This is a genomic window from Streptomyces sp. NPDC002446 (assembly GCF_053595675.1).
Genome location: NZ_JBSFYC010000009.1, coordinates 20468 through 44859 on the forward strand (window position 1 = coordinate 20468; position 24392 = coordinate 44859).

Sequence of the window (24392 nt, forward strand, 5' to 3'; positions counted from 1 at the left end):
AGCGTCATTGCCATAGGGGCTTCAAGTGTTGTAGGAATTCACTGCCTCAAGGCAAAGACGTGCGCTTCCCTACTCTGTATCGCATTCAACTGCGAAGGCGCCCGTGGCATGCCCTGGGCATCCCCCACACGAAAGATTGAGATATGCGCTTTCGCCGATCCTTCAAGCGAAGAAGAGCCTTAACGGCGGCCGCGGCAGCCGTGGCCGCCGCCGGACTCCTCCTCAATGTCGGAAGCCTCGCCCAGGCGGGCTCCACCACCGGAACCATCACCGATGGTCAGGGCGGCTACAGCACCATCAACAAACGCCAAGCACCCAACCTCTCCGCCCGAGTCGTGGGAAAGGCCCGCGTCGGCAGCACGGTCTCCATGATCTGCCAGGTGCAGGGTGACTCCGTCAAAGGCGACTCCCGCTGGATCCGGTCCAGCTCAGGATCCTTCTACATAGCCCACGCGTTCATCAAGGAGAACACCGACCGCCTGCCGGACTGCTCCTCTTCCGCCGCCAAGGGACGGGTCACCCTCAACATCTCCATGCAGAAGCAGGTCCAGGACCAGTGGTGCTGGGATGCCTCCGGCCTGACCATCGCCAAGTACTGGGGGTACAACCAGTACAGCCAGGAAGACTTCTGCCGGCTCGCCGCCCACAACAGCTACCTCAGCTGCGACAACCAGCCCGCCACGCTCGACGACATGGCCAATGCCTGGTCCGGCATGGGCTTCTCCAACACCGGAAACGGCCTGTCCCGCAACGCGTCCTTCTCGGAGACAGGCAACGAGATCAGCGGCGGCCGACCGTTCGCGGTACGCATCGGATGGAATTCCGGCGGCGGCCATATGAATGTCATCTACGGGTACGACCGATCGTCAAACACCATCGCGGTCGGCGATCCCTGGCAGTCCACGAAGACTTACACCTGGTGGAACTACGACGAATACGTCAACAACTCGTCGTTCCAGTGGACCCATTCCCGTATCGGCATTCACAAGTAGGACGGGCAGCAATGCGCAGCGAGAAACTTTCCACAAGCCGGGGTGCTGCTCGTTTTGCAGGCATGACCCTAGGTGCGACGCTCTGCGCGTCGGCATTCCTCTGCACCCAGGCACAGGCTGCCGACGGCCCGGCGGGCGTACCCGACTACGACGGCGCACGCCAGGTGCTGCAGTCACCACAGGTCCACGACACCGTCAACCGATTCCTCAACGCCACGAATTCCGGCGGGAGTTCAGGGGCGGACGGCGGGAGGGACGCCGAAGCGCCACTGACCTCCGGGGCACACGACGCCCCGCAAGCCTTCAGCCTGAAGGATCCGGTCGCGATGTACGAGATCACCTCCGATTTCGTCACCGGAAAGGCGAAGCCCACCCCGGCCAGCGCGCTACGGCTGTCGTACCTGGCGTCCGAGGTCAACGGCGCCAACGGCGATCGTGCCACCGCTCTGCTCGCCGGCCACGCATCCCCCTCCACGGGTCGGAAATGGCATCTGGCCGGAATTCAGGACGGCAACGCCGACCTCGGCTATGCCAAACAGGCCACATCGGATTCGAGGGTGTTCAGCGAGCCGCAGATCCACGCCTGGTACAGGCTCAAGAACGGTGCGGTCCAACCCCTCAACCACGAAGCGGTCTCCAGCCTCGGTGGTAAGCGGACGATGTCGCTCACCGCATACCAGAAGCTGGTGCACGGCCGGTACGCCGACAAGCTGCCGGGGTCGGCGTACGACCGCAAGGGCCTGGCCGGCGGGTACAAGCTTGCCACTCCGGCGCACAGCGCCGCTCCCTCGACACCGACCGCCCCGTCTTCGACACCGATGCTGCTCGGCGCCTCGGGAGCGTTCGCGCTCGCCCTGGCGGGCGGTACGTTCGGGTTCCGCGCCCACCGCAAGCGGACACGCACCCAGATCAGTTGACGCATACACAGTCAAGTTGAGGCGCACGCGGACGAGTTGAGCGTCCGTCCATGCCCCGCCGTCCCTGCGGCGGGGCATGGCGCTGTCGCCCGCTGTGACCGGTAGTGCGGCCGAGCGGGCGGCTGCCGGCAAAGGGGCTCGGCCAGCCGACGCGGCGATGCACGACCCTCACGGCTGTGACCTGGTAGTGCGCCCCACCACGGCCCAGGGCAAGGAGAGCGCATGCCCCGAAGCACCATACGACGCTCCTTCGGAGCAGCACTGTCCCGCTACCTGCTGGCCCAGGGCGGGGAAGTGTTCGATCTGAACCGGTCCGACCGGTCGGACCGCCGCCGGCGCGGGAAGTCGGACCCGGTCGAGGTGTGAAACGCGGCTCGGGCGGTGCTGAGCGGGCGGGCGCGCGCCCGGGCCAAGTCAGGTGACGGGCCGGTACAGATCGTGAGGATGTTCGAACTCGCCAAGGGCTCAGCGGTCAAGGCCCGCACCCAGGCGATCAACCAGCTCAAAGCCGTCCTAGTTACCGCCGACCGGTCCTGCGGGAGGGACTGGCCGGGCTGAACAACCCGGCACTGATCCGCACCTGCGCGCGGCTCGCCGACAATACGGAGGCGAAGACGGGGGCGGCGCCGACTCGGTGCTGCAGGCCACCCGGATCACGCTGTGCCTGCCGGCCCGGCGCATCGAGCAGTTGACCGGGCAGATCCAGGACCTGGAACAGCGTCTGGCCCGGCTCGTCGAACATCACTTCCCGCATCTGCTCGCCTCGGTGGGCATCGGCCCGGACACCGCCGTCACCATGCTGATCACGATGGGGGACAACCCGGAGCGCCTGGGCGGCGAGGCGTCCTTCGCCGCGTTGTGCGGTGTCAGCCCCGTCGAGCGCTCGTAGGAAAGTCGGCAGTACCGTCGGCTCAACCGCGGCGGCGACCAGCAGGCCAACGCCGCCCTGCACCGGATCGCGCAGACCCGTCTGCGCTTCGATCCGCGCACACGTGACTGCTATGAGCGGGGCATCCAGGAGGGCAAGACCCGGCGTGAGTTCGTCCGATGCCTCAAACGCTACGTTGCCCGAGAGGTCTTCAGCCTGGTCAGGCCTCTCACCACCATGCCCCCGTCATAGAGGCAGCGTGAGAAGTGAGGAACCCCCGTCGGCTTGCCGGCGGGGGTTCCTGCGCAGCGACGACGCAACACTCTTCCTGCCTATGACGGGAGTCCCGCACCCGCAGGGCCCGTCATAGGGGGCATCCGTGCACGAGGAAGCCCCGCTGGAATGCGCCCATGCTTCCGGCGGGGCTTCTGCGTGCGGCGGGCGGGCTAGTGACCTGGGTCTGAGATTCCCTTCCTCTCTGGCGACAATGAACCCTATGGACCATCCGCTGCACCTCGACCGCACGCTCGATGAGCTGGACCCACCTCGCTGGGCGCCTCCTGCCTCTGACGCGACCCGTTTGGTCCGCAAGGTGTATGAGTTGCGGCGGGTTCCGCTGGGCGAACTCGGTCCGGCGGATCTGCGCACCCTCATCTCTCAACAGGTGGCACTGCCGTACGTTCTTCCGCTCGCAGTGCGCTTGCTGCTTGAGGAGCCGCTGCTTGACGCCTACTTCTACGAGGGTGACCTGTTGCTTGCCGCTGTGAACGTCCCTACTTCGGCCTGGTCCCTGTTCCCGGACCTCGGGGCGCGGTTGCGCACCGTGATCACGGCCTTGCCGGAGGCAGTAGTGGCCAGCCTGCCCCGCGGCGCTGCCGAGGAGCTCGCCCGCTTCGTCGCCCGGCCCGAATCGCTTCGCTGACCGAAGGCGCGGGTGAAGAACTCGCGAAGGGCTACCGATCCGGACCGGAGATTCGGTGGCAGTAGGCGGCGACTTTGTCGAGGATCTCGTCGGCTGTCTTCGTCCAGACGAACGGTCTGGGGTGTTCGTTCCAGTCGGCGAGCCAGGCACGGATGTCGCGTTCGAGGGCTTGGACGGAGCGGTGGATGCCGCGTTTGAGCTTCTTCTGCGTCAGCTCGGCGAACCACCGTTCGGCCAGGTTCAGCCGGGACGCGCTGGTGGGCGTGAAGTGCAGGTGGAAGCGTGGGTGGGCCAGCAGCCACCGCTTGATGTCGGGCGTCTTGTGGGTCGCGTAGTTGTGCAGGATCAGATGAACCTGCAGATCGGCCGGAACTTCCTTGTCCAGCTTTGAGAGGAACTTCTTGAACTCCGCTGCCCGGTGGCAGCGGTGAAGGGAGCCGATGACCTTGCCGGTGGCGACCTCAAGGGCGACGAAGAGGGGCGTACGGCGCCAGCGCGAACTCCCGCCAGAGCCGCGAGACCGTCGACTGCGACATTCCCGTGGCCGCGGCCATCCACCTCGTCGACCAGTGTGTGGCGTTCTTCGGTGTCTCCTCCAGCGTCTTGGCGATGACCCGCTGCTCGACGTCGGCATCGGTGATCTTTCGGGGGACGCCGGGCCGCGGGTCGTCGCACAAGCCGTCCAGACCCCGCTCGATGAAGCGGCGCCGCCAGGTGCGGACCGTGTCCGGAGCGATCCGCAGCCGGCGGGACACCTCCATGATCGAGTGGCCTTCAACGCACTCCAGCACGATCCGCGACCGCTGAACCAAAGCCTGGGCCGTCGTACGGCGACGCAACCAGCCCTACAGCACCCTCCGCTGGGCATCAGTGACCTACAACGGCGGAATCTTCGGACCCGGACGACTCATGCCGGATCAACGACGAATCTCTGACTCAGATCACCAGGGCGTGTCTCTTCGATCTCCGTGGCCTGCGGCGTCCGGCCCGCACATCGCGGCGTTCCCCTCAGAAGTTGCCGTAGTTGACCTGCCAGGTCGGCAGGCCCATCCGGCGCCAGACGGCGACGACGCGGTCGCGGTCGTCCAGGGAGACGCGCACCGCGAAGCGGTGGCGGACATGACGGTCGAAGAGTTCGGCCTTCACCACGTCGTCACGTCGGCCGTCGCCGGCGGCGCGCATCCACAGCTCGTCGTAGGGGACGTCGTGCCGGCGCAGCCACTCCTCGGTCCGCTCGCGGTGCTCCTCGCCGCGCCCCGACAGCAGGACGACGACGTCGTCGTCGGCGCGCTGGAAGGAGCGCAGGGCGTCGCGCACCGAGACGTTGAGCAGGTCCTCGCCGCAGCGGGAGAAGTCGTAGGGGCCGCGGTCGCCCCTGATGGCGAGCGTGCCGTCGATGTCGCACAGCACCGCCGCCGGGAGGGCCGGGTCGGCGGCGTACGGCTCGACCGGCACCTCGTCGTTGAGCCACTCCGCGGTGAGCCGCCAGCCGCCCTGCCTGGCCTTCGCGTGCTTGTCGGCCAGGAGCCGGATGATGTCCTCACCGGCCGTGCGGTCGCGCTCGGCGTCGCGGCGTATGCACTCCTCGACCGGGACGTCGGTGAAGTCGTGCACGACGAAGGCGGCCTGTCCGGCCACGGCGGCCTTGAGGCGCTTGGGGATGTGGGGCGTCAGGTGTGTGTTGTCCACGACAACGTCGAAGCCGTCGTCGACGGCGGCCCGAACCGCCGCGTCCTGGATCGCGAGCACGGTCTGCTCGTGCGCATACGACCGGCGCTCGGGGGCCGGGATGTCGAGCATGTTCCGCAGGTCGTCGAGGTTCACCCGGCGCATCCGGCCCTCGGACTCCGCCTGCAGCTTGCGCGCGGCGGTCGTCTTGCCCGAGGCCGGCAGCCCCGTCATGACGTGTACTTCGGGCACGGTCAGTTCTCCTCGTCGTTCTTGAAAGGGTCGGATGCCTCCGGCCGGAAGGAACGGTACGTCACCAGTTCGGTGGGACGCCCATCCAGGCGCTGGAACATGGCGGGGCGGACGGCGGCGTCGGGCAGCGCCTTCGCGGCGCGGGCGAAGGCGCCGCGGTCACCGGCGAGGTGGGCCAGGGACCGGTACGCCTCGTCGATCGCGTGCTCGCGGTCGGCCACGTTCTTCTCGATCCGCGCGATCACCTCGTGCACCCAGGCGTCGAACTCGTCGGGCACCTGCTCCAGCAGCGCGTCCAGGGGCCGACCGCCGGACGCCTCGATGTCGGCCGCCGAGCAGCCCAGCGCCTGGGCCACCTGCTTGGCGGGCAGACCGGCGAAGCGCTGGATGCCGTGGCCGCGCCAGATGTCCCGCTCCGTCACGCCGGTGAGCACCTTGTGCAGCCGTATGTACTCGGCGAGCTTGGCCTTGGCCCGTACGCCCGAGGCGAAGCGCAGCACGAAGCCCTCGGCGTTCGTACCGGTGGCGGCGCCGCCACCGGGCAGCCGGTTGGCCTCGGTCAGGGCGAGCAGTTCGGCGAGCGGCATACCGGGCCAGACGGTGACGACCGAGCCGATGCCGTGCCAGCACGCCGCGGCGTCGGCCAGGGGTATCTCCGTGCCGTCCTTGGCGAGGGCGGCGAGGAGCACCAGGTCCCGGCGGTCGCCGTAGTCGACGACGATGCGGTTCTGCGGGTAGAGGATCTCGGCGAGATAGGTGATTCCGGGTACCAGCGCGGAGGTGTTTTTGCCGTCGAGCAGCCGCTGGGCCCAGGTCGCCTGGGTGCTGACGAACGAGCCCTTGGACGCGACGTGCCACCGGTCGGCGTAGTGGAAGACCACGGCGAGGCTGCCGTCGACCTTGTCGTACACCTCGAACGGCTCTTCCGGGAGAGCGGGTGCGTACGGCTGACCGGCCTCGTGCTCACCGACGTTGAAGAACTTGGGCAGCGGCAGCGCGACGATCTCTCCGGTGGCGTCGTCGGCGACCAGGCCGCGGCAGCGCATGGTCACCCGGTTCCACACGCGCTCGTACTGGGCCGTCCTGGTGTACGTGTAGATGGACAGCGGCAGTTCGGGGTGCCGTTTGCGGGTGACGTGCCCGGCGTCGAGGGCGGCCGTCAGCTCCTGCGACGGCAGCAGCTCCTGAAGTGTCGGGGTCGCCTGGCTCATGTGTCTCTCGGTTCCTCCTGGTAGTGACCCTTGATTGTGGTGTGCGGGAGGCCCCGTGAACAGCGAATTGATGCGCGGGCGGTGCGGGCGGCGCGGACGAGGGCGGTGAGCTCGGCGGAAAGGCCCGTGCGGCGACGACCGTCTGGTCCCTCGACCGCGTCGACGAACAGTCAGGGGATCAACCTCGGCGGGGCGGCATCCAGTGGTCGACCTGACTTCCGTTGGAGGGAGCAATGCTCCGCACCCGCGCCCGCACCCGCACCCGCGCCCGCGTTCGGCACCCATTTATCGTCGCTGCCACGGCACTCACCGCCGGTGCGGCGACCGTACTCGCCCTGGGCGCCACGGGCGCGGCCACTGCGGCCGAGTCCACTGCCGGAGCCCCCGCCGCGACCGGGGCGCATGCCGCCCGGCACACCGTCGAGGAACCGCTGCTTGAGGAACCGCTGCTTAAGGGGTCGGCCAAGCTCAAGCGCCAGCCGGGCGACAACGTCCACTTCACCTTTGACGCCCATGGATTCGGAGACGAGGCACGCGTCACCTTCTACGCCGGCCACCACGTCGGCAAGCGGTGGGGCGGCCCCGTTCCGGTCAGATTCACGGCGCTTCTGCCACACCTCGCCATTACCGCTCGGGGCGGCGGCGCGTGCCTGAAAGACGACCCTGGACCGCTGGTCCCAGTCTCTGATCTCGTCCGCGTGGCTGTCCACGACCCAGGACGTCCTGCCACGGATCGCCTGGGCGATCTGCGCGGGAATCGCCTGGAACCGCTGTTCAAGAGGCCAAGACAGCTGCGGTCACGTCGCGCTCGCAGGCGATCGACCAGTTGAAGGCTGTCCCGGTCGCCGCAGAGCCGGCCCTGCGCGAGTCGCTGGCCGGCCTGAGAAATCTCAAGTCCATCCGCCAGCTTTCGGAACTGAATGCCGCGCAGGACGCCAGCCCGGAGGCGGCTACGCGCCACACGCTCCGGCTCTTGGCCCGGCGGGTCATGCATCTCACCGAGGAGATCGCCGACCTCACAGCCAGAATCACCACCGCGACCGACGCTTACGCACCCAAGCTGTTGAACGTCGACGGAGTAGGCCCGGACACTGCCGCCGCACTGCTGACGGCTGCCGGCGACAACCCCGGCCGGCTGGGCAGCGAAGCATCCTTCGCCGCGGCGGACGGCCGGGCCTCCTACTCCTGGGCCCAGCGGTTTCAGCAACGCCCACTGCTTGTCCGTCAGATATCCGCGCGCCGGACGGTGCCGAGCGACGGCCGCATCAGTCGTATCGAGGTGACCTTTTCCGTCCGCGAGCACGGGCAGCCGGCTGCTGAATCCGGTCGGACCGCGGCTGATGCTGGCTCAGACGTCGTCTATGGCCGGATCATAGGTGTGGGCGGGCGGCAAGCCCCGGTGGAGTTTCGCCGTACCCGCCCCAAGGTGAGTCTGGTGGGTTCACGCGTCTACTGGACCCTCGCGCCGCACAAGCTGTTCCGTCGCGCGGGTTGAGAGATACGCGCTTCGCTTCGTCGAGGGGCGGCTCTTGGCGGAAGTACATTGACGCCGACGACGACGCCGACAGCTGACACGGCCGGCCGCAGACGCAGCAGACTGGCCGTTCCCCCTGCCTCGGATCCGGGCGGGGGGAACGGCCAGTTGGTCAATCCGCGGTGACGGCCTCCACCGGCTCGTTGGGGCAGCCGGCGGCCGGGTCAGTCAGCGTCTCCTGCTCCGCCGGTCGACCGTCAGCCGCCAACGCAGCTTGATCACCGTCACGGCGTGTGGTTGTCACCTGCCGCGACCGGCGCGTGCTTGTCGCCCGCCACAACCGGCTGGTGGCTGTCGCCCGCCGCGACCGGCTGGTGGCTGTCGCCCGCCACAACCGGCTGAGTGCTGTCTGCCACGGCTGGTCCAGCCACAGCCATCGGGATGGTGAACGCAGCAACACATACGGCCGCAGTGGCAATAGCGCGCTTCATCGTTGTGGCAGTGAGTCGCATCTGCAAGGAAATCCCCCTGTGTCGTGGGTTGTTTCGACGCCCCATTTCGTCGGGCTCCGTGTGTATCAAGGATCCCGGAGCCTCACCGAAAAGTCGTTAGCAATCGGTCCACACGATGCTTGGCTCTGAGTTCACTCCGACGTCTCGCCGACGGTTCGCCGCCCGCCCTGCAGGTGTGCCATTCATCGCGCCGGGTCTTCCTGTCCGGGTAGACCCAGATGGCTTCCTCGCGCCGGCGCTTGGCTTGGCGGTTCATCCCGCTGGCCACCCCACACCCGATAGCCTCCCGTCACGCGCCACACCCGGGGGGGGATCATGGGCGAGAAGAAAGCGGCCATAGGGGAAAGCGGCCTTATACGCCGCCATCATCGGATTCGCCGCCATCATCATCGGCACCGCCGTCGGAGGCCGGGCCACGGTGCCCGCGTGTCCGGCGGCACTCCTCTGGGAGATGGAGGCCTGAGGCTGGCAACGGCATCAGAGGGGATGGTGGGCGACAAATCTCGGGGAATCCGTGACGGAGAGCGCCGCAACTGCGGCACGCGTGGCGGTCGTCGAATTCCGTTGAGTCGCGACATCCGCCACGCGGAGCAATTCCTCAAGGTGCGCCTCGATGTACGGCACCCGCGATGTGCCAGCCGCAAACGGGCACCTCCGATCCTAGCCAGCCAGTTAGCCGATGCCGCAGCTCAATCTGCTACTCAGGCGTCAACTCCACCGTCAGAAGCTTAGGCATCACCACTACTCCCGCCAAAGCTCATACCCCAACGGGAGAGTTGGCCTCACCGAGATCGTCAGCGCGAGACAAGGAAGTGGACCTCACGGGGCCTGACTTCCAGGTCGCTCAACCCGTCGGGGGTCGCGCCCATCTCGCGGCCGACGTCGGCCGCCGCCCGGAATGCCTCCTCGGACTCGAAAGCGCCGGTGGTGACGACGGCGTCGCCGGCCGGCGTGACCCAGACCCCGACGGACACAAAGCCCGGCTGCCGCCGCGCCGCCTCGGCGACCTGGTGGCACTCGGCAACGAACTCCTCGACGTGCTCGGCGGCCGGGTAGTGGAAGGCAACGAAACCAAATGACATGAGGTGTCCCCTCTCGTCTTGTACGGTGCCGTACAAGACGAGGCTAGCCCTGTTATACGAGGCCGTACAACAGGTCTAACGGAGTCTGACGGGGTGAGGTGAGCCACAGATGGGCGCATTGCGCACACCACGCGAGAGGTGGGTCGAGGAGGGGGCTTAATTAGGGCGCTGGCCGCAGGCGGAGTGGAGCGGAGTGGAGTGGAGGCGGTGCGGGTCAAGGCGCTCGCTGAGCGCCCTCACCAGGCCAGCGGCCGAGACTGGTCGCCACCCTCGATCTCCTCCGGCCAGTCGATGGGGCGGATGTCCGTCCTGTTGAGGATCCCGGGGTCGGGCGGGAACTCGTCGTTGTGCGGCCCGCTCCAGTAGGCCCGCCGGGTACGTGGAAGCGGTATCTCTCCCAGCTTGCCGTCGTGGATCATCCACAACCCAAAGCAGTCGTCCTCCTCGTCATGGATCAGCACCTGCACCGTCTCCGGCCGGGGCCATGGCAGGGACTCCAGGTGTCTCAGCAGCCCGGATCTGCTGCCCATCCGTACGAACTCTGCGCCCCAGCCGAACCCCCAGTTTCCGCCTGGCCGCATCTCGAAGAAGGTGCCGCCCCAGGTGCGTGTGTCGTCACGCCGCGTCAGCGGCTCCATGACCTCGTCTGCTTCCTGCGCCAGCACGATGACTTCAGCGATTCTGCTCATGCCGGAGTATCACCATGAACCACGGATGCACCAAACTGACCAAACTGAGTTCCGCCGCTGGTCAGACGTCGAAGTCGAATCAGGCCGCACCGCGAGCCCGACCAGGATGAGGCCCACGAGGCCCATGAGGCCTATGAGGTCGAGAGCGGCGACGGCGATGAGGGCGGCCCCCTCCCGGCTGTGCGCGGCACCAGCGCTCGTTGTCCTACTGGTCCTCGTCGTCCTCGTCCTCGTCGTCTTCTTCGTAGTCGCCGTCGTACCAGCCTTCGACCATCCCGACGAGCCGTTCATCAATCGGATTGCCCACCTCGTCGTGCTCGGCGAGCAGGCGGCGTAGCGCGTTCAGGGGGAACCAGTGCTCAGGGACCGGCCTCGGGTGCGCCCACGCAGGGGGTGTCCAGGAGTCCCGGCGCTTCCGTCTCGCCGTAGAACGGCGGTACTTCGCCTGTGTCGAAGTCCGGCTCGAACTTCCATACCCACCCCTTGCGGCGGCACACGACTTCGCCGATGTACCACACAGCGCCTTGGATGAAGGGGGTACGGCGCTGCTGAGTGATCTCCTCCGTCTTCGTGTACGCCTCCCTCACCAGGTCTTCCAGTGCGTCCAGGGAGGCGTTGGAGAAGTCGAACGGGGTGACGCCTCCGGCTTCGTGGGCCCAGTGTTCAAAGCCGGTCTGCCGTTCGGTCAGCCACGCCAGGAGATCGGGGTGACGGGTCGAGTCGTAGCTTTCACGGGGTGCAGGCATGCGCGGAACCGTACCGAACGCCGCTGACAGTGGCTCCGTTCCAGAGCCCCCTCTGCCGAGTCGGCAAACGCCGCCTCAACACACCGTTGTGCATGGCATGTTCTGAAAAGCAGCCACGCTTGCGCCCCGGCCGACGACCCGATGCCAGGCCAGATGACTTCCCGCGGAAGCTTCCGGAGCTGCGTGCTCTCCTGCAGCCTCGGACATCACTGGGGGCGTCACTATGATCTCGCCATGGCCAAGTTATTCACGCACCGATTGCGAGTGCGCTACAGCGAGTGTGACCAGCAGGGCGTGGTGTTCAACGGTCACTACCTTTTCTATTACGACGTTGCTTTGACCGAGCTGTGGCGAGAAGTCATCGGAGACTACGCGTCCACGGTCGAGGGTGGAACCGACCTGGTCGTGGCTGAAGCGCGGCTGCTCTACCGTCTGGGGGCGCGCTTCGATGAGCTGCTCGACATTGAGATGCTCCTCACCCATCTCGGAACGACGAGCATGATCGTGCGCCCGGTATTCAAGGTCGGTGAACGGCTCATCGCGGAAGGCGAAGTGCGACACGTGTTTGTCGATACTGCGTCGGGCAGCAAGAAGGAGATGCCCAACCCGGTTCGTGTGGCCCTCCAGCCGTACATCTCAGCAGGGTAGGCGGACGGACTGACACGGCGGCACGCACTTCACCACCCGGTGACCATCACTGGGTTCTCCCAGCGCGGACAGTGCATCGTCCGATCACGGGGCCGGGCCCCCTCACTAGCCGGACGCGTCGTTCGTGGTCGGGCGGAGGGGCCGCGTATGCCGCCCCTCCCCCAGAGACTTGGCGGCTAGGCCGCGTGGTTCAGCCCGTCTCCGCCGGGCCGGAGTCCGTCACCCGGGGAGCCGCGTCCCGGGTCGGGTGGTCAGGTGCTCGCGACGTGCTGTCCCCGTCCCCGTACGGCGTCGACGGCGCCTTTGTTCAGGGCGCGGGCCTGGGATCAATCCACAGCGCCTCGGAGACGGCGGACAGTTCGCCCTCCGCCGTGGTGAGCGCCACACCCATCATGTGCTTACGGCCGGACTCCGACAGCAGCCACGCGTACACGATGTACGGCTCACCTGCGGTGACTGGCCGCAGGATGGTGCCCGTGAGGGCTGCGGTGACCGCGCCCGGACGTTGGGTGCCGAGAAGGCGGCCCGCCCAGTTTCCCGGGCAGTCCAGGGCGCCCCAGACCAGTCGAGCCGGGAGGTGGCCGTCCGGGTCGGCGAAAGCGGGGGACGGGATCCAGGCGGAGGCCACAAGGTCGCGACCCGGCACCGGCATGCAGTGCATACGCAGGCCACGGTCAGCGGTGCGCAGACCGCAGCCGAAGCAGTCGACCACACCCGACGGCGGCGCCGCCCGGAAGGCCTCGGCCGCGGCAACCGCCTCGTCCCAGGAGGGCGCGGCCGGTGCGTCGAGCAGCAGCTCGGCGGGGCGCGCAGCGGCGAGGGGCCTCTCGGCCTCGCCCAGCTCCACGCCCCCTCCTGCCGTTTCGGCGATCCGCACGGGCACGTCCGTCGGCACCGGCCCGCGGAAGTCCACCCGTACCGTCTTCGCCTCGGACCGCTCTGCCAGTACGCCGGCGACGTAGCCGCCGAAGGCCACCCCGGGATAGCCGACGTACAGTCCCGGCACCACGATTGTGTGAGTCCTCATCATGATCCCCATCCCATCACCTCCCGGTGACGTGGCGATCTGTCCGGGGCTCAGGAAGGACCGCCGCGCCGTATCCGGTCAGGGTTGGGTTGGCGGACCTGCCAAGGTGGGCGGAGCGGCCTTACTGGGCGTCGCCGGGCGCGAGTTCCGTCTCGCCCTAGTCAACCCCGTAGCCGTGCTCGGACAGGTCGAACCAGTTTCCCTCGGGATCGATGGCCCGGAATTCGGCGTACGGGCGCGGGGATGCCCGGCGCTCGGGTTGCTCGACGGGTTCGTTCGCCAGTTCCGTACAGAGTCGGCCGATGTCTTCGACGTGGAATCCGAAGTGGTTTATTCCGGCGGGAGCCTCGCCGCCCATATCGAGTTTGAGCAGGGCCAGGGTGAGATAGCCGTCGTGGAGGAAATGATTGCCTGCCTGGTCGGTGGCGAGTAGTTCCATGCCGAAGCGCTCGCCATAGAAGCGCGCCAGTTCTGCGGGCTGGCGGGCGTACAGGGCCAGATGACGAATTCTAGGCCGAGGCACGAGAGGGTGTTCCTTTCTTTGCCGATGTCGGTTCTTTGCCGATGCCGGTCGGCCTTGTGTGCCTGTCGTCGTCGACTTCGGTCGGCCTTGTGTGTCTGTCGTCTACTGCGTCTGCTGCTATTCGCCCCTATTCGCCGCTATTCGCCACTACTGGCGATCGGCAGCATGTTGATGAAGGCGACGATGTTCCAGTTCTCCGGTCGGCGCTCCAATACCGCCTGGGCGTGCAGAACGAGCGCGGCGTCCGATTCCTGAGCGTGCACCTTGTTCTCCAGCCGCGCCACGGCGATATCCGGTCGGAGGCGGGTCACCCGCAGAACGGTGACCGTCAGACGGGTTCCCGCATAGACCGTGGCGAACAGGCGCCGGTGCGCCGCCGCGATCTGCGCGCTGCCGCAGTAGTGGTCGGCGCGTACGGAGGTGAAATCCGCGTCGGCGGAGAAGACCCGGGCGAAGGCATCGGCGTCGGACTGGGCCCACGCCCTCTCCAGGGCCGCGAAAGCGGACCGCACCTCCGGCATGTCGGCATCGGCCGCGGTCATGCCGGAACGCCCCTCTCGCGGTGCTCGTGGAGCTGGATGCGCAGTGGCACGCAGGCCGTCGTGTCGGGGCTGCCCGCCGGGCCCCAGGCTCCCAGCGTGTAGCAGAGCAGCCCCTCTTGGCGCTCCACGTAGCAGATCATGTTCACCAGCCAGCCGGTGCTGGCGAACATATAGGCGTCCATGGGCGTCGGTGCTTCGCTGATCTGCAGGCCGCGCTCGCTCGGTGGGCCGATTCGGTGCCAGTCGGGATGCAGATGGATCGAACCGAGCACCTCCAGGCCCTGTTCGGCCGCCTGGCGGTGGATGCGCAGCAGATCGCGCGAATCGCACCAGAATCCGCGGTGGATGTTGTCGTAGGCCGTTCCGAAACGCGGGGCGATCGTCGTGCGGAACTCTTCCGTGGCTGTCCGGTCCGCGGACCGGACGTTGCGCGCGAACTCCGTCGCGGCGATCAGCGCCCGGCCGTTGCGGAGGGTGCCCGTGAGGAGGGCGAAGGACGAGGGGGGCTCGGCGGGCGAGCACCCCTCGTACGCTTCGAAGGCGGCGTGCAGAAACGGCTCGAGGGTCCCGTGGCTCACCGCGACGGTGGTGCACCGCCCGGCCTCACCCCCGGACGACCGGGCCAGGGCGCTCCGCCCGATGAACTCAGAGCTCACAGACCGGCCTTCGCCGCCGCCCCCGGGACTTCGGTCTCCCACACGTCGCCGTACAGCCAGTTGCCGCGGGCCTGTGGGTCGCGGCTGGTGTAGTACTCCCGGTAGGCGCTCAGGATTTCGTCGACGGACAGCGATCCGTCGCCGTTGACGTCGAGTTTCTCGAAGGCGAGCCGCCGGTTTTCCGGTGAACTTCCCATGGCCTTCTGGAAGCAGAGGAATTCCTCGGCGCTGACGGTGCCGTCGCCGTCGCGGTCGCAGACACGCCAGATGGCCTCGGCCAGCGGACGGAACAGGGCGTCGAACCGCTCGGGGTGGTCACCGAACACACCGATGATGCCCTTGCGCCATTCCCCGGGGTTGATCCTTCCGTCGCCGTCGATATCGAGATGCGGCAGGATGCTGTGCATGAACTCCTGGTAGCTCTTGAAGAGGCCCACCGCCGGTTCCGAATCGATGGGAATGTTCTGGTGCGCGATGATCCTGGCCGCCATTGCCAGCACATCGGCCTCGTCGAAGAATCCGTCTCCGTCGACGTCCACATGTCCGAAACAGACGTCGATCTTGCGCTCCAGCAGATCACCCTCGATAAACCGGTCCACCATAAGAAACCCCACCCCTTCGGTCTCGTATTCGTTTTGCCCTGCCGGGCTCACGGATCGAGATTTCCCGGCTCCTTATTCAGGGAAACTACGAAGGCGATATCTTTCAATAGAGGGATATTCGGATGAACGGGTCGCTCGGGGTGGGTGTCCTGTCGGTGGGGTGTCCTGTCGGTGCCCGCCGTGGCGTGTGGGCCCGTGTGCCTATCCCGCCGGTTGCAGCACGACCGGTAGCGCCCGGTGGCCGTTGGTGACGAAGGACTGTACCGGCCGCAGCTCGGACGGCTGGACGGACAGGCGGAGATCGGGGAAGCGGGCGAACAGGGCGGGGAGGGCGACCAGGGCTTCCAGCCGGGCCAGGGGGGCGCCGAAGCAGTAGTGGGCCCCGTAACCGAAGGAGATGTGGTCCTTGTTGGGACGGGTGATGTCGAAGTGTTCGGCGTTCTCGCCGTGCGCGGCGGGGTCGCGGCCGGCGGCACCGTAGGAGGCGACGATCGCTTCGCCTTTCCGAATGACCACGTCGTCGATCTCGATGTCCTCGACGGCGTACCGCAGCGGCAGGTTCACGATGGGTGCCTGCCAGCGCAGCGTCTCTTCGACCACGTCGTTCCAGGAGCTGCCGCCGTCCCGGACGAGGGCGAGCTGGTCGGGGTGGGTGAGCAGTGCCGTGACGGCGTGGTCGATGAGATTGGCCGAGGTTTCGTGACCTGCCGCGAGCATCAGCAACAGGGTGTCCACCAACTCGCTCTCTTCGAGCCGGGAACCGTCGTCGTCGCGGGCGGCGATGAGCGCGCTGGCCATGTCGTCGCCGGGTGTCTTCCGTTTGGCGGCGACGAGTTCGGTCAGGCCGTCGTACAGGGTCTGCCGATTGGCTGCGGCTTCTTCCGGAGTGGCGGCGGTGTTGACGATGCCGTCGACGCACTGGCGCAGGACTGGGCGTGCGGCGTCGGGGACGCCGAACAGCTGGCAGATCACCTCGACCGGCAGCGGGTAGGCGTATTTCTTGCGGAGATCTGTCTCGTCACCGGGTGGGGTCAGGGCGAGGTCGTCGAGCAGTTCTGCGGTGATCTGCTCGACGGCGGGGCGGAGTTCGGCGACCCGGGGTGGGGTGAAGGCCTTGGACATGAGCGAGCGCAACCGCCGGTGCTCGCTGCCGTAGGCGGTGAACATGCTCGTCACCGAGACGTAGACGTACATGGGCCACTCTTCGGTGATGTCACCGTTGATGAAGGCCGGCCAGTGCTGCCGGGCGTCCTTGGAGACCCGTGAGTCGCTCAGCAGCCGCTTGAGCAGATGGTGGCCGGTCACTGCCCACGCGACCACTCCGCCTGGGAGTTCCACCTGCGTTATCGGGCCTCGTTCGCGGATGCCGGCGGCCTCGGCGTAGATGTCGCGGCCGGTGGGGTCGATCGTGTACGGGCAGGGCTGTCGGTCCATCGGATTCTCCTGAAGGCGCTTCAGGGGGTGGTCGCGGGCTGTTCGGCAGGGTGGGCGGCGTTGGCGTTGAGGCGGATGAGTACGCGGCGGGCGAGGTCGGTGAGGCTGGTGGCGCTGGTGATTTCGAGGGCGGCCAGGTCGCAGTCGAGGCGGTTGCGCAGGGCGACGGCCAGTTCGGTGCTGAGCAGGGAGTCCATGCCGAGCTGGTCGAGGCTGCGGGTGGGGTCCAGGCGTTCGGGGTCGGCCTGCAGGACCTGGGCGGCGATGTGGGTGACGGCCTCGACGGCCAGGGGCAGGGCCTCGGAGTCGTCGGCGGTCGCCAGCGACCGGCGGAACAGGTCGGGTGCGGTCGCCGCGGCGGTTTCGTCGTCCGGGGTGATCTGGTTGAGGCGCGGCGTGTTCCAGGCGGGCAGCATGCCGCGGGTTCGGTAGAAGTCGAACCGGCCGACCACCGCGACCGGGACGGTGCCGGTCAGCAGTGCGTCATGGACGGCGCCGGCTTCGGCGGGGGTCATCGGGTAGGCGCCGAAGCCGCTCATGGTGTCGCCGAGGTTGCGGGCGACATAGCCGATGTCGCCGATGCGGCCCCAGGCAGGGGTGACGGCGGGGCGGTCGTGCCGGCGGCGGGCCCGGGTCAGCGCCTCCAGTGCCAGGTTCCCGGCGACGTAGTTGCCCTGGCGGTAGAGGCCGATGGAGGCCACGATCGACGAGTAGGTGACGAAGAAGTCCAGGTCGTGGTGGCGGGTGAGGCTGTCGAGGAGGAGCCCGCCGGTCATTTTCGGGGCCAGGGCGGTGCGGATGCGGTCAGCGGTGAGTTCGGTGAGTGCGTCGTCGTCGAGCACCATGGCCGCGTGGATGACGCCCTTGAGGGGGTGGTCGCCGGCGTCGACGGCGGCGATGAGCGCGCGCAGGGCGGCGCTGTCGGTGACGTCGACGGCGTACGGCACGGCCTGGATGCCGCGGGCGCGCAGATCGTCCAGCAGCGCGGGTGCCTCGGGCGTGTCCGCGCCGCGCCGGCCCAGCAGCGCCAGGTGCCGGGCGCCGAGGTCGCCGAGGTGTCGTGCGGTGGCCGCGCCCAGTCCGGACAGGCCGCCGGTGATGAGGTAGGTGGCCTCGGGGTCGAGCCGGGGCGTGGGGGTGCGGGTGAGGGCGGGTGCGTCGTCGAAAGTGATGACGACCTTGCCCATGTGCCGGGCGTGCTGGAGGGAACGGAACGCGTCGGTCAGGCGGGGCGCCGGGTAGGTGTGGTGCGGCAGCGGGTGGAGGTCCCCGTTCGCCAGGCCGGTGGTGAGGGCGGTCAGGTGGCCGCGGACGGTGCCGGCGTCCGACATCAGGGGGATGGCGTCCACGGCGAACACGCTGATGTTGTCCGCCAGCGGCCGCATCGGCAGCGCGCTGTCGGCCTCGATGTCCCGCTTGCCGAGCTCGACGAACCGCCCGCCGGGTGCCAGCAGTTCCAGGCTGCGGGTCAGGGACTCACCGGCCAGCGAGTTGAGCACCACGTCCACCCCGCGGCCGCCGGTGCGCCGCAGCACCTCCTCGGCGAAGGTCAGGCTGCGCGAATCCAGCACGTCCTGGACCCCGTACAGGCGCAGGAGGTCGCGTTTGGCCGGGGTGCCGGCCGTGGCGATCACCCGCGCGCCGCGGGCGCGCGCGAGGTGCAGCGCGGTCAGGCCGATGCCGCCCGTGCCTGCGTGGATGAGCACGGTCTCCCCGGGTGCCAGCCGGGCGAGCGTGTCGAGCGCGTGGCTGACGGTGAAGTACGCCAGCGGAAGGGTGGCGGCGTCCGTGTCGCGCACCTGCGCGGGAACGCGTGCGGCCTGTGCTGCGGGAACCACGACGTGCGAGGCCAGGGCGCCGTGGGCGGCGAGGGCGAGTACGCGGTCTCCGGGCCGGAATCCGGTGTCGGCCGATCCGACGGCGGTGACCGTGCCGACGCATTCCAGGCCCAGCCGATGGCCGGTGCCGGATCCGGGCTCGCACGCCAGCATTCCGCCGGCCTGGAGTACGTCGTGGTAGTTCAGGCCGGCGGCGCGGACCGCGATGCGGATCTCCCCTGCGGCGGGCTCGGGTCCGGTCTGCGGGGCCCAGGCCAGGTCCGGGGTCAGGCCGGGGTTGCGGACTTCGAGGGCGTAGCCCTCGTCCGGGTCGGCGGTCGCGGTCGGCGGAAGCGCCGGGCAGGTGGTGAACCGGGCGACGAAGCGGCCGTGTTCCGTCAGCACGACTTCGTCCTCGGCCGTGGGCGCCAGCAGTTCTCGCAGCAGCCGCGCGGCCGCGTGTGCCGGCGCGCCGGTACGGTCCAGGCTGATCCGGCGCACCGTGATCCCGGGGTGCTCGTTGGCCAGGCAGCGAGCCGCGCCCCATACCGCGGCGTCCTCGGGATGGTCCGGCGTCTCCGGGGCGGGCAGGGCGCCGCTGGGCCGGGTCACCAGCCACAGGCCGGGGCGCCCGGCGGCGTCCGCGGCCGCGCAGACCGCGGCCAGGGCGGTGCAGGTGGCGATGCGCCGGATGGCCCGTTCGGTCACGGCGTCCGGGGCGGAGTCGTCCTGACGGTCCAGCAGGAACACCGCGCGCACGGCGTGGCCGGGAGCCGGTGGGTCCGGTTCGGAGTCCGGCGAACACAGCTCCACCAGGTGGCCGTGCGCGCGGAGGCCGGCGGCCAGCGACCGTGCGAGGTCGCCGCCGGTGTCTTCGGCCACGACGCACCACCAGGCCGGAGCGTCGTCGGCGGGGATGACCGGGGGCGGCGCGGTGCCGTCGGAGGTGCCGGGGCGCGTGGCCAGTACCAGCGAGCAGGTCGCGTCGTGGTCGTCGGTCTCGTCACCGCTGACGTGGACGTCGGTGAATCCGCAGGAATCCAGGAAGGAGCGCCAGGTCGCCGGGGGGAGCAGCGGTGAATCGGTGCGCAGTTCGGTGTCGGTGAAGGCCCAGAATCCGTCCAGCAGTCCGAAGACGGGCGCCAGGGACGGGGTGTGGTGGCATTCCACCGCCATGAGCTGCCCGGCCGGGGCGAGCAGCCGGTGCAGCCGGCCCGCCGTGGCGGCGAGGTCGGACGTGGCGTGCACGACGTTGCTGGCGATCACGAGGTCGAAGCCCGCCTCCGGGAGGCCCTGCTCGGCGGGGTCGTGTTCCAGGTCGAAGGTCTGGTAGTGGAGGAAGTCGTACGCGGCGAACCGGGCACGGGCCTCTGGGAAGAACGCGGCGGTGATGTCGCTGTAGACGTAGTGCGTGCGTTCGGGCGGCAGTACGTCGAGGAGGTGGGCGGTGGTGCCGCCGGTGCCGGCGCCGACCTCCAGCACCCGCAGCGGACGGTCGGCCGGCCACGCCGCGACGGCGGAGCGCAGCGTCTCCCGCGCCGCGCGCAGGGCGGCATGACTGCCGACGAGGCCGGTGTAGATCCGTTCGACGAGGTGCCGGTCCGCGTCGCCGAACAACAGCTCAAGCGGATCACGCGCACCCCGCAGGACCTCGGGGAGGTGGAGTCCGCACCGGCCCGTCACCGTCGTCTGGAAGACGTACTCCGGGAAGTCGCGGAGTACCGACTGGAACCGCTCCCGCGGGTGGGGCGACGCCGCGACGCGCCAGCCGTCGACGGCCCGTTCCAGCAGGCCGCGGTCGCAGGCGCCGGCCAGCAGGACGCGCATCAGCGGCAGATGCTTCTTCTGTACGCCGGCCCGGAGCAGGTCGGTAAGCGTGAACTCGTCTGATTCTCCCAGCAGTTGAGGGAGCGCGGCCGTGGTGAAGTGTGCGCTGAGGTCCTGGTACCGCTCGATCAGGTCGTGGTCGCGCCGGGTCCGTGCGGTGAGCGGGGCCGGGGTGAGCAGATCGCCGGGCGCGGGGAGCACACTGTCCCGTACGGGTTCCTGCGGGTGCGCCGCGGCGCGGAGGACGGTCTCGTAGGAGCGGAGCGGGACACGGCCGGCGGCCTCGAACCGGGTGAGCCGGATCTTGTGCAGTCGCAGTGCCACACCGCCCTGCGCGTCGACGAGGGTCACGTCCCAGCACGCCTCCCACGCGGCGGCGGCACGGCGGCGGACATGAATCCAGCCTCGCTCCGGCGGCGGCCGCCACCACTGGGCGGCGGCGACCTCCACGGGCAGGTAGGCGCTGCCGTCCGCGAGAGGCAGCAGGGCCGCCCCGGCCTGCGCGGCGGTGTCGAGCACGGTGGGATGCACCAGGTAGCCGTCGCCGTCCTGGCCGGCGGTGTATGCGGCGACGGCCTCTCCGCCGCCGACGCGGATCTCGGTGAGCAGCCGGAAGGCGGGCCCGTAGTCCAGGCCGCACCGGGCCAGCCGGGCGTAGTGCTCCTCGACGTCGACCGGGGTGGCGGCGCGGATCCGCAGCGCGTCCAGGTCGACGGGCTCCGGAGCGTCGGCGAGCAGGCGCCGGGCGTGCCCGCGGGCGTGCTCCTGCCACTCGGTGTCCTCGTCGGCACGGCTGGTGACGGTCAGTCTGCCGTCCTCGGCCGACAGCGTGGTCTGCACCTCGGCGGGGAGCCGGTCCCGGTCTGTGGGCAGCGCCCGCTCGACGGCGAGCCGGCGCAGTTCCACCGGCCCGTCGCCGAGGTGCCGGGCCGCGGCCAGTCCGAGCTCCACGAGCGCGGCGCCGGGCAGCACCGCCGCACCGCCCACGCGGTGGTCGGCCAGCCAGGCCAGCGAGGCCCGGTCGAGATCGGCGGACCACGTGGGCACACTGGCGGCCAGACGCTTGCCCAGCAGCGGATGTCCGCTGTCGGTCCCGTTCCGGCTGCCGCGTTCCCACCAGGACGGATCGCCGTTCCAGTGCCGTTCGCGCTGCCATGGATAGGCCGGCAGGTCCACCACCCGGCCCGCTTCGGGGAACCACGTGCGCCAGTCGATGCGGGCACCGCAGGCCAGCAGGTGCGCCACGGTGCGGCGAAGGTCCACCGGCCCGTCGCCGCGCCGGGAACAGGTCGGGATCACCGCCACCCGCTCGTCCCGGCCCGCGGCGATGCGTGTGAGGTACGGCCTGAGCACCGGGTGCGGCCCGACCTCGACCACCACGTCGACACCGTCGTCCAGCATCGCCTCGACGGCGTCGGCGAAGCGCACCGGCCGGCGCGCGTTGCGCCACCAGTACCCGGCGGTGAGCTCCGTGCCGTCCAGGCCGCCACCGGTCACCGTGGAGTAGTACGTGCCCTCGCCCGTGCCGGGGCGGAGCCCGTCGAGGGCGGTCCGCAACGCCTGTTCCACCGGTGCCATCGCCTCGGTGTGGAAGGCGTAGTCCAGCTTGAGCTCGCGGGCGAACACGCCGCGCTGCTCCCACATCCGGACCAGATCGCCCACGGCATCGGCGGCCCCGGCGACGGTGACGTCCGAGGCGCTGTTGACCGCGGCGATCTCCACGGGCACGGCGCCGTCCGCCAGTTCCTTGCGTACCTGCTCCTCGGACAGTCCCACGGCGGCCATCCGCCCGGCCCCCGCGGTCGCGCCCTGGGCGCGGCTGCGCGCGGCCACCACCCGCGCGGCCTGCTCCAGCGACAGGGCACCCGAGACGTACGCCGCCACGGTCTCCCCGACGCTGTGGCCCGTCACCGCCGACGGACGCACTCCGTATGCGCCGAGCAGGGCGACCAGCCCGACCTGGACGGCGAACAGCGCCGGCTGGGCGACCTCGGTGTCGGCGATGTCGTCCTCGCCCAGATCCGCCAGTCGCCGCGCCACCGACCAGCCCAGAAACGGTTCCAGCGCGGCGTCCGCCCGGCCGACCGCCGCGGCGAAGGCGGGTTCGCGGCGCAGCAGGTCCGCGCCCATACCGGCCCACTGGGAGCCGTTGCCGCTGAAGACGAAGCCCACCCGGCCGTTGCGCACGCCGGGTGCGAGCACACCGGCCGTGGCGGAGTCCGCCCCGACGGCGGCGTCCCGCAGCCTGCGCGCGGCGTCGTCCGTGCTCTCGGCCAGCACCGCGACACGGTGCTCCCGCCGGCCGCGTCGGCGGCAGGCGGTATAGGCGATGTCGGGAAGCTCCGCCGGGTCGGCGGCCGCGAGCCGGTCGGCCAGGCGCAGGGCGGCGCCCCGGGCGGCGGCCTCCCCCTGCCCCGACACCACGAGGGGCCAGCACCCGCGTTCGGGCTCCCGCACCGGATTCGACGTCCTTTCGGGTGCCGGGCCCAGGATGACGTGGGCGTTGGAACCGCCGTACCCGAACGAGCTCACCCCGATCACCGCACGGGGGTCCGGCAGCGGCTCGGGCTCGTCGGTCACCCGCAGGTTCAGCCCGGCGAAGTCGATGTCCGGGTTGCGCGGGTGTGTGTGCAGCGTGGCGGGAATCCGGCGGTGCCGCAGGATCAGCAGGGCCTTGGCCACGCCGGTCACCCCGGCCGCGGCCTCCAGGTGGCCGATGTTGGTCTTGACCGACCCGATCGGCAACGGCCCCACGGTGCGCTTGCGCGCCAGACCGCGCCCGATGGCGCCGCATTCCTGGGGGTCTCCGGCGGAGGTGCCGGTGCCGTGCGCCTCCAGGTATCCGATCTGGTCCGGCTCCACCCCGGCGCGGCCGTAGGCGTCCAGCAGCAGGGCTTCCTGCGCACGGGTGTTGGGGAGCGCCAGTCCCGCCGTGTGGCCGTCGTTGTTCACCGCCGAGCCCACGATCACCGCGTGGATCCGGTCGCCGTCCGCGACGGCCTGGTCCAGCGGCTTGAGCACCAGCATGCCGGCGCCCTCGGACCGTACGAACCCGTCGGCATCCGCCGAGAACGCGCGGCAGCGCCCCGTCGGAGAGAGCATCGACGCCGCCGCCAGTCCCGTGTACTCGAACGGGCCCAGCACGAGGTGCACCCCACCGGACAGCGCCACCGGGCCCCGGCCGTCGCGCACATACTCGTAGGCGTGGTGCAGCGCCGTCAGCGAGGACGAACACGCCGTGTCCAGCGCCACGCTCTCCCCGTGCCAGTCCATGACGTGCGAGATGCGGTTCGCCGCGCTGGTCGTACCCACGCCGAACATCGAGTAGTTGTTCACGGTTTCGGGCCGCGCGAGCTGCAACTGCTCGTAGTCGTGGCCCGAAACCCCCACGAACACCCCCGTGTTCGAGCCGGCCAGCTCGTCCCGGGCCAGTCCGGCGTCGTCCAGGGCCTCCACGGCCGTCTCCAGCAGCAGGCGGTGCTGCGGGTCCATGCGGGACGCCTCGCGCGGCGACAGCCCGAAGTAGTCCGCGTCAAATCCGGCGACATCGTCCAGGAACGCACCGGCCGCGGTGTAGGTCTTCCCGGGACGCTCCCGGTCGGGATCGACGAACTCGGCGGGATCGAAGCGATCGGGCGGAACCTCACCGACCAGGTCCTGCCACGCCGCCAAAGCGCGCCAGAACCCGTCGAGTGAATTGATCCCACCGGCCAGTCGGCAGGCCGCCCCCACGATCGCCACGGCTCGGTCATCCTGGACGAATCCGTATGCCATCCGCCGTTCACCCCATTCTTGAGCGCCACGATGCGGCCCTTTTCAGCAAAGGGCCGGCAGTTCGCGGCAGGCAAGAACAGGCGGTGGACCGACTTGTTGAACGTGTTGAAAGCGGCACCCCGAGCTACCGAAATCCCCCTGAATATGCCGACATGAACTTCTGGGATTTCGGCAACCCGCCAGACGGAACGGAACCCGGGGCCCGTCCG

Annotated in this window: 21 protein-coding genes and 1 pseudogene; 7 read left to right on the forward strand and 15 right to left on the reverse strand. The window is 69.4% G+C overall.

All coding sequences use genetic code 11. The features are described from left to right. The first annotated feature begins 143 nt into the window (after positions 1 to 143). From ACWD6P_RS07700 to ACWD6P_RS07720, 5 genes are all read left to right on the forward strand, one after another. Positions 144 to 992, forward strand: a complete 849-nt coding sequence (locus ACWD6P_RS07700) for a papain-like cysteine protease family protein (protein WP_451443122.1) — start codon at positions 144 to 146, stop codon at positions 990 to 992. Between the two features lie 62 nt (positions 993 to 1054). After that, positions 1055 to 1909, forward strand: a complete 855-nt coding sequence (locus ACWD6P_RS07705) for a hypothetical protein (RefSeq protein WP_451443123.1) — start codon at positions 1055 to 1057, stop codon at positions 1907 to 1909. A 222-nt stretch (positions 1910 to 2131) separates the two neighbouring features. Next, positions 2132 to 2275 carry a hypothetical protein gene (locus ACWD6P_RS07710; protein ID WP_451443124.1) on the forward strand — a complete coding sequence of 48 codons (144 nt, stop codon included), beginning with the start codon at positions 2132 to 2134 and terminating at the stop codon, positions 2273 to 2275. A 268-nt stretch (positions 2276 to 2543) separates the two neighbouring features. Next, the gene (locus tag ACWD6P_RS07715; protein WP_451443125.1) at positions 2544 to 2798 is read left to right on the forward strand and encodes a transposase; all 255 of its coding nucleotides are present in this window, start codon (positions 2544 to 2546) and stop codon (positions 2796 to 2798) included. A gap of 475 nt (positions 2799 to 3273) precedes the next feature. Continuing rightward, positions 3274 to 3699, forward strand: coding sequence for a contact-dependent growth inhibition system immunity protein (locus tag ACWD6P_RS07720; RefSeq protein WP_451443126.1), 426 nt, complete (start codon positions 3274 to 3276; stop codon positions 3697 to 3699). Positions 3700 to 3730: 31 nt separating this feature from the next. Here ACWD6P_RS07720 and ACWD6P_RS07725 read toward each other — a convergent pair. The 4 genes and pseudogenes from ACWD6P_RS07725 to ACWD6P_RS07740 form a co-directional block, all read right to left on the reverse strand. Beyond that, positions 3731 to 4544, reverse strand: a pseudogene (locus ACWD6P_RS07725) (helix-turn-helix domain-containing protein); the annotation flags it as partial. A 163-nt stretch (positions 4545 to 4707) separates the two neighbouring features. Next, complete coding sequence (locus ACWD6P_RS07730; protein WP_451443127.1) at positions 4708 to 5619, reverse strand: phosphatase domain-containing protein; 912 nt, start codon at positions 5617 to 5619, stop codon at positions 4708 to 4710. A gap of 2 nt (positions 5620 to 5621) precedes the next feature. Then, a complete protein-coding gene (locus ACWD6P_RS07735; RefSeq protein WP_451443128.1) occupies positions 5622 to 6830 on the reverse strand; it encodes an RNA ligase in 1209 nt (402 codons plus the stop codon). Positions 6831 to 7000: 170 nt separating this feature from the next. Further along, on the reverse strand, positions 7001 to 7540 hold the full coding sequence (locus ACWD6P_RS07740) for a hypothetical protein (RefSeq protein ID WP_451443129.1): 540 nt from the start codon (positions 7538 to 7540) through the stop codon (positions 7001 to 7003). A gap of 116 nt (positions 7541 to 7656) precedes the next feature. Here ACWD6P_RS07740 and ACWD6P_RS07745 point away from each other — a divergent pair, with 116 nt between their 5' ends. Then, positions 7657 to 8325 (forward strand): hypothetical protein, encoded by a 669-nt coding sequence (locus ACWD6P_RS07745; RefSeq protein ID WP_451443130.1) that lies wholly within the window; start codon positions 7657 to 7659, stop codon positions 8323 to 8325. Positions 8326 to 8588: 263 nt separating this feature from the next. On the opposite strand, the gene ACWD6P_RS07750 is transcribed toward ACWD6P_RS07745, so the two are convergent. The 4 genes from ACWD6P_RS07750 to ACWD6P_RS07765 all read right to left on the reverse strand — a co-directional run bounded on the left by ACWD6P_RS07750 (position 8589) and on the right by ACWD6P_RS07765 (position 11333). Continuing rightward, a complete protein-coding gene (locus tag ACWD6P_RS07750; RefSeq protein WP_451443131.1) occupies positions 8589 to 8720 on the reverse strand; it encodes a hypothetical protein in 132 nt (43 codons plus the stop codon). A gap of 890 nt (positions 8721 to 9610) precedes the next feature. Further along, positions 9611 to 9898: an antibiotic biosynthesis monooxygenase gene (locus tag ACWD6P_RS07755; protein WP_451443132.1), complete on the reverse strand. Its 288-nt coding sequence runs from the start codon at positions 9896 to 9898 to the stop codon at positions 9611 to 9613. Between the two features lie 236 nt (positions 9899 to 10134). Next, complete coding sequence (locus tag ACWD6P_RS07760; protein ID WP_451443133.1) at positions 10135 to 10587, reverse strand: hypothetical protein; 453 nt, start codon at positions 10585 to 10587, stop codon at positions 10135 to 10137. 359 nt (positions 10588 to 10946) lie between these two features. Next, positions 10947 to 11333: a hypothetical protein gene (locus ACWD6P_RS07765; protein ID WP_451443134.1), complete on the reverse strand. Its 387-nt coding sequence runs from the start codon at positions 11331 to 11333 to the stop codon at positions 10947 to 10949. 234 nt (positions 11334 to 11567) lie between these two features. On the opposite strand from ACWD6P_RS07765, the gene ACWD6P_RS07770 reads away from it, so the two are divergent. Further along, the gene (locus tag ACWD6P_RS07770; RefSeq protein WP_451443135.1) at positions 11568 to 11981 is read left to right on the forward strand and encodes an acyl-CoA thioesterase; all 414 of its coding nucleotides are present in this window, start codon (positions 11568 to 11570) and stop codon (positions 11979 to 11981) included. A 307-nt stretch (positions 11982 to 12288) separates the two neighbouring features. Here the strand turns inward: ACWD6P_RS07770 and ACWD6P_RS07775 are convergent, their stop codons facing one another. The 7 genes from ACWD6P_RS07775 to ACWD6P_RS07805 all read right to left on the reverse strand — a co-directional run bounded on the left by ACWD6P_RS07775 (position 12289) and on the right by ACWD6P_RS07805 (position 24150). After that, positions 12289 to 12990 (reverse strand): hypothetical protein, encoded by a 702-nt coding sequence (locus ACWD6P_RS07775; RefSeq protein ID WP_451443136.1) that lies wholly within the window; start codon positions 12988 to 12990, stop codon positions 12289 to 12291. 175 nt (positions 12991 to 13165) lie between these two features. After that, a complete protein-coding gene (locus tag ACWD6P_RS07780) occupies positions 13166 to 13531 on the reverse strand; it encodes a VOC family protein (RefSeq protein WP_451443137.1) in 366 nt (121 codons plus the stop codon). A gap of 137 nt (positions 13532 to 13668) precedes the next feature. After that, complete coding sequence (locus ACWD6P_RS07785) at positions 13669 to 14073, reverse strand: SgcJ/EcaC family oxidoreductase (RefSeq protein ID WP_451443138.1); 405 nt, start codon at positions 14071 to 14073, stop codon at positions 13669 to 13671. Continuing rightward, positions 14070 to 14651 (reverse strand): hypothetical protein, encoded by a 582-nt coding sequence (locus tag ACWD6P_RS07790; protein ID WP_451443139.1) that lies wholly within the window; start codon positions 14649 to 14651, stop codon positions 14070 to 14072. Before ACWD6P_RS07790 ends, ACWD6P_RS07785 begins: the two co-directional genes overlap by 4 nt. Positions 14652 to 14725: 74 nt before the next feature. Next, on the reverse strand, positions 14726 to 15382 hold the full coding sequence (locus tag ACWD6P_RS07795; protein WP_451443140.1) for an EF-hand domain-containing protein: 657 nt from the start codon (positions 15380 to 15382) through the stop codon (positions 14726 to 14728). Positions 15383 to 15532: 150 nt separating this feature from the next. Next, entirely contained in the window at positions 15533 to 16765 is a 1233-nt protein-coding gene (locus ACWD6P_RS07800; protein ID WP_451443141.1) for a cytochrome P450 family protein, read from the reverse strand. A gap of 20 nt (positions 16766 to 16785) precedes the next feature. Next, a complete protein-coding gene (locus tag ACWD6P_RS07805) occupies positions 16786 to 24150 on the reverse strand; it encodes an SDR family NAD(P)-dependent oxidoreductase (protein ID WP_451443142.1) in 7365 nt (2454 codons plus the stop codon). Between the last annotated feature and the right edge of the window lie 242 nt (positions 24151 to 24392).